3 protein-coding genes are annotated in these 5,043 nt (G+C 67.6%); 2 read left to right on the forward strand and 1 reads right to left on the reverse strand.

The features are described from left to right. Positions 1-325: 325 nt before the first annotated feature. A complete protein-coding gene (locus ACN0T5_RS21800; protein WP_417770705.1) occupies positions 326-706 on the forward strand; it encodes a hypothetical protein in 381 nt (126 codons plus the stop codon). A 127-nt stretch (positions 707-833) separates the two neighbouring features. Then, on the forward strand, positions 834-2,507 hold the full coding sequence (locus ACN0T5_RS21805; protein ID WP_417770706.1) for a thiamine pyrophosphate-binding protein: 1,674 nt from the start codon (positions 834-836) through the stop codon (positions 2,505-2,507). Positions 2,508-2,516: 9 nt separating this feature from the next. Here ACN0T5_RS21805 and ACN0T5_RS21810 read toward each other — a convergent pair. After that, a partial coding sequence (locus ACN0T5_RS21810; protein ID WP_417770707.1) for a bifunctional acetate--CoA ligase family protein/GNAT family N-acetyltransferase occupies positions 2,517-5,043 on the reverse strand: 2,527 nt, incomplete at its 5' end.

Here is a 5,043-nt window from a genome sequence, read left to right on the forward strand (position 1 = left end):
GGCCCCGCCTTTTTCATGTCCGGCACGTGCCGGCAGGGGCCGGTGTTCCGGCCCCGCCTTTTTCATGTCCGGCACGTGCCGGCAGGGGGCCGGTGTTCCGGCCCCGCCTTTTTCATGTCCGGCACGTGCCGGCGGGGGGCCGGTGTTCCGGCCCCCCGCCTTTTTCATGTCCGGCATGTGCCGGCAGGGGGCCGGTGTTCCGGCCCTTGCCTTTTCATGTCCGGCAGGGAGCTTTGGGGTGGATTTGATCTCGCTCATTGCAGGATGCCGGATCCCGTTGAGACTGCTAATATTTGCCCAGCGCAAAGCAGGAGCTCCGACATTCATGACCACCCATTCAGGCCTCAAGAAGATCCGCCTCAACCTGGCCCGCACCCGGGAGTTCCCGAATGGCTCGGCGCGGCATGGCTACGAATTCATTGCACCGCTCGATGCGGACGATCACATCGACCCGGGGGAATGGAAGAAGCATCGGGAGCAGTGTCGGGTGCGTCGTTTCTGGGCCGACGAAGAGGAGGATATCGGGCACCTCCGCCATCGTCCGGGCGGCTCCTGGGCCTTCCATTACGATATCGACGGCGATGAGGATGACGAGGCCGGCTACCGCTTCGGCGCGCATCCCTTTCGCCCGGGAGAATACGTCTCGATCAAGGACGAGGACGGCGAGTTGCACACGTTCCAGGTCGTGACCGTACAGGATCTCTGATTTTCCGAGTCGGGGATGAAGTTCATTCCGCTTCGGAATTGGAAACGGAGTCTCGTGCCTTTGCGCCGATCCGCGTCGCCGTTGTATATCGGCAGGGCAACACTTTGCTTGATCGGGGACAATCGACATGGAAAAGCGTGCGGCGCGCCGGATCGCCGGCACCGGTGGGGTCCTGCTTGTCAGGGCGCTCGAACAGTTGGGCGCGGACCGCATCTTCTGCGTTCCCGGGGAGAGCTATCTTCCGGTCCTTGATGCGCTGCATGATGCCGAGATCCCCGTCACCGTCTGCCGGCAGGAAGGTGGCGCCGCGATGATGGCGGAGGCCTTCGGCAAGATGACGGGCCGGCCGGGGATCTGCATGGTGACCCGCGGTCCGGGCGCCACCAACGCCGCCGCCGGTGTCCATGTCGCACAGCAGGACTCCACGCCGATGATCCTGTTCGTCGGTCAGATCGAGACCGGCATGCGCGGGCGCGACGCCTTCCAGGAGGTCGACTACCGCCAGTTCTTCGGCGGCATGGCCAAATGGGTGGCCGAGATCGAGGATCCCGCCCGCATCCCCGAAATGCTGTCGCGCGCCTATCACGTGGCGACGTCCGGCCGACCCGGGCCGGTCGTTCTGGCGCTCCCCGAGGACATGCTGGCGGAGAGTGCCGAGGTGGCGGAATTGCCGGCATTCGCGCCGCTGGAAACCCATCCCTCGCTGGCCCAGATGGCGGACCTGCAGAAGCGCCTGTGGGCGGCGAAGCGGCCGCTCGCCATTCTCGGCGGCAGCCGCTGGAGCGAAGCCGCGCGGGCCGCGTTCACCCGCTTTGCCGAGCGCTTCGAACTGCCGGTCACCTGCTCCTTCCGTCGCCAGATGCTGTTCGACAACCTGCATGGGAACTATGCCGGCGATGTCGGCATCGGCATCAATCCGAAGCTGGCGGAGCGTGTACGCGAGGCCGACCTGCTGCTGCTTGTCGGCGGACGTCTTTCGGAGATGCCGAGCCAGTCCTACGGGCTTCTGGATATTCCCTTGCCCCGGCAGTCGCTGGTGCACGTTCATGCAGGCGCCGAGGAGCTCGGCCGCGTCTATCTGCCGGACCTTGCCATCCATGCGACGCCGAACGGCTTCTGCGCCGCGCTCGAGGCCCTGCAACCGCCGAACGCCATCGCCTGGGAGGGAACCGCCGCAACCGCTCACGACGACTACCTCGCCTGGTCCGGTGCGCGCCCCGAGGTGCCGGGTGCACTTCAGATGTCGCAGGTGATGGACTGGCTCGAGCAGCATCTTCCGGATGACGCGATCCTGGCCAATGGCGCTGGCAACTATGCCACCTGGGTACACCGCTTCCACCGCTTTCGCCGCCTCAATACCCAGCTTGCCCCGACCAGCGGTTCGATGGGCTACGGCCTCCCGGCTGCCATTGCCGGCAAGCTGAAATATCCGGAGCGCACCGTGGTCTGCTTTGCCGGCGACGGGTGCCTGCAGATGACCATGCAGGAATTCGGCACTGCAGCGCAGGAAGGGGCGGCGATCATCGTCGTTGTCGTCGACAACGGCATGTACGGCACCATCCGGATGCATCAGGAGCGCGACTTCCCCGGCCGCGTTTCGGCGACGAGCCTGGTCAATCCGGATTTTGCGGCCTTCGCCCGCGCCTATGGCGCCCATGCGGAAACGGTGGAGCGGGCCGGCGAATTCGGTCCGGCCTTCGAGCGGGCGGCCGCCTCCGGCAAGCCGGCCCTGCTTCACCTCAAGCTCGACCCGGAGGCGATCACGCCGGCCCGTTCGCTCAGCCAGATTCGCGCCGGCTGAGGCGGCGCTTCAACCGGCAGGTCTTCCAGCCGGGGAGACCGGCAGCGTCACCTCGGCGATGGAATCGTCCCCGGGCGAGGAGCGGACGGAAAAACCGAGTGCCGTGCACATGGCGAGCATGGTGGTGTTTTCCTTCAGCACCTCGCCCTTGATCGTCTCGATGCCGTCGGCCGCGGCATAGTCGATGATCATCTGCATCAAGGCCCAGCCGAGCCCCTGTCCCTTCAGCGAGGACTGAACCAGGATCGCGTATTCGCCGGTGCGATGATCGGGATCGGCATGCAGCCGCACCACACCGAGAAGGTCGCCGGTCTCCGGGTCGGACGCGGCGAAGGCCATGGCGCGCGAATAGTCGAGTTGCACGAGACGCGCCATGAAGGCGTGGCTGAACTCCTTTACCGGCGCGAAGAAACGCAGGCGCAGGTCCTCTGGCGACACTTTCTCGAAGAAACGGCGATAACGCTCCTCGTCCTCCGGCCGGACCGGGTGAATGTCGACGCGCGTCCCGTCCTTCAGCGTCAGGTCCCGTTCCCACTCCTTCGGATAGGGGGCGATCGCCAGCCGCGACGTCGGGCTGCGGCCGGGATGCACCCGCGCCTCGCAGATGGCGATGCGCGCGTCGAGAACCGTCACGCCCTGGCGGTCCGCGACCAGCGGGTTGAGGTCGAGCTCGCGGATTTCGGGAATGTCGACAGCGATCTGGGCCACCTTGACCAGCGTCAGGGCGATGGCGTGCATGTCCGCCGCCGGGCGGTTGCGGAAACCTTCCAGCAGGCGGCTGATGCGGGTTCCACGCACCATCGCCTCCGCAAGGTTGAGATCAAGGGGCGGCAGGCCGATGGAAATGTCTCCCATCACCTCGACGCCGGTGCCGCCATGACCGAAGAGCAGGACCGGGCCGAACGTGGGATCGTCGGCGAGGCCGATGAACACCTCGCTGGAATGGGCATGGCGCAGCATCGGTTGCAGCGCGATGCCGGTGATCTCGGCGCCGGGGTGGGTTTCGGTGATGCGGGCGAGCAGGTCCCTTGCGGCGCTCTCCACCGCCTCCGGCGTATCAAGGTCGAGCAGGACGCCGCCGACATCCGACTTGAAGGGCAATTGGGGGGATACAAGTTTTGCGGCGACCCTGTCGCCGGTCCGCATCAGGTTCGCGGCGATGGATGCCGCCTCTTGAGGGCTTTGCGCCAGCCGGGTCTCCACCTGTGCGATGCCATAAGCCGCAAGCACCTTCCGGATTTCCTGAGGTGCAAGCCATTGCTGTCCACGCGCAAGCGCGGTGCTCACAACGTTGCGGGCCGTCTCGGCATCGGGCTCGAAATCTCCCGGCAGGCTGGGCGGCGCGGCCATCAGCATGTCGCGTCCGTCCGCATAGCGCACCAGATGCATGAAGGCGCGCACCGCTTCCGATGCGCTGCCGTGACAGGGGATGCGGGCGCGATCGAGCGCCTTGCGCGGCAGGGGCGCGCCGGCCGCCAGCGCCACCAGCAGCGGTTTCCGGCGGCGGTAAACCGACCCCACGCCGGCGCCCACATTCGCCAGTGCGTCGGCGGTGTCTTCCAGCCGGGTGAAGGCCGAAGGGGCGACAACCGCGAGCACCGCGTCGACATTGCTGTCCGCCAGCAGCGTGCTGGCGGCCTGCGCATAGGCCTCGGCGCCGGAGGTCTCGCACAGGCACAGGGGGTTCGATGTCGCCTGTCCGGCGCGCTGGCTGGAGGCGAGGGCTGCGACGGTGTCCGGTTGCGGCTCGGCGAGGATGCCGCCCTGCCGCTGCAACTGATCGGCGGCCAGCGTCGCCAGGCTGCCGCCGGTCGCGACGATGGCAAGCCGCCGGCCGCTGACCGGCCTCACCCGGCTGATGGTTTCCACCGCCTCGAACATCTCGTCGATATCCTCGACCCGAAGGACGCCGGCGCGTGCAAGGGCCGCGTCGTAAACCGCGTCGGCGACCGCGATCCGTCCCGCGTGAGTGACGCGTTCGCCGCCCTGCTCGCGGCTGGCGCCGGATCGCAACACGACCACGGGCTTGGAACGGGCGGCGGCGCGCGCCGCCGACAGGAACTTGCGCGGATTGGCGATGGTTTCCAGGTGAACGAGGATGGCGCGGGTGCGGTGGTCGAGCGCGAACCAGTCAAGCAGGTCCGAGACGTCGATATCGGCGCGTTGCCCGAGCGATGCGACGCCGGAAAAGCCGACCCCGTTTGCCGCCGCCCAGGAGAGGGTGGCGTTCGCCACCGTGCCGGAGCGGGCTATGAAGGCGAGGTCGCCGGGATGCGCGTCACAGGCACCCAGATGCGCCGACATCCTGACGAGAGGGGAGGCGACGCCGAGGCTGCCAGGTCCCAGAAGACGCAATGTTGCCGGTCGGCCGGCCTGCAACGTCGCGGAAACGTCGGCATCGGACCACCGGTGGTAATTCGGGGAAAGTGCGTTGGCCGCCCGTGCTCCATGGGCGGCAAGCAGCTTCACCGTGGCGGCGGGCTCGGCCGGCGCGCCGGGGGGGGTGGCGGGGGCCGCGCCCTCCGGCCCGGCCGCG

The organism is Stappia sp. (genome assembly GCF_048261845.1).
Lineage (GTDB): Bacteria > Pseudomonadota > Alphaproteobacteria > Rhizobiales > Stappiaceae > Stappia.

Coding starts and splice junctions, on each gene's coding strand:
- ACN0T5_RS21800 (WP_417770705.1), top strand. CDS start 326: ATGACCACCCATTCAGGCCTCAAGAAGATCCGCCTCAACCTGGCCCGC.
- ACN0T5_RS21805 (WP_417770706.1), top strand. CDS start 834: ATGGAAAAGCGTGCGGCGCGCCGGATCGCCGGCACCGGTGGGGTCCTG.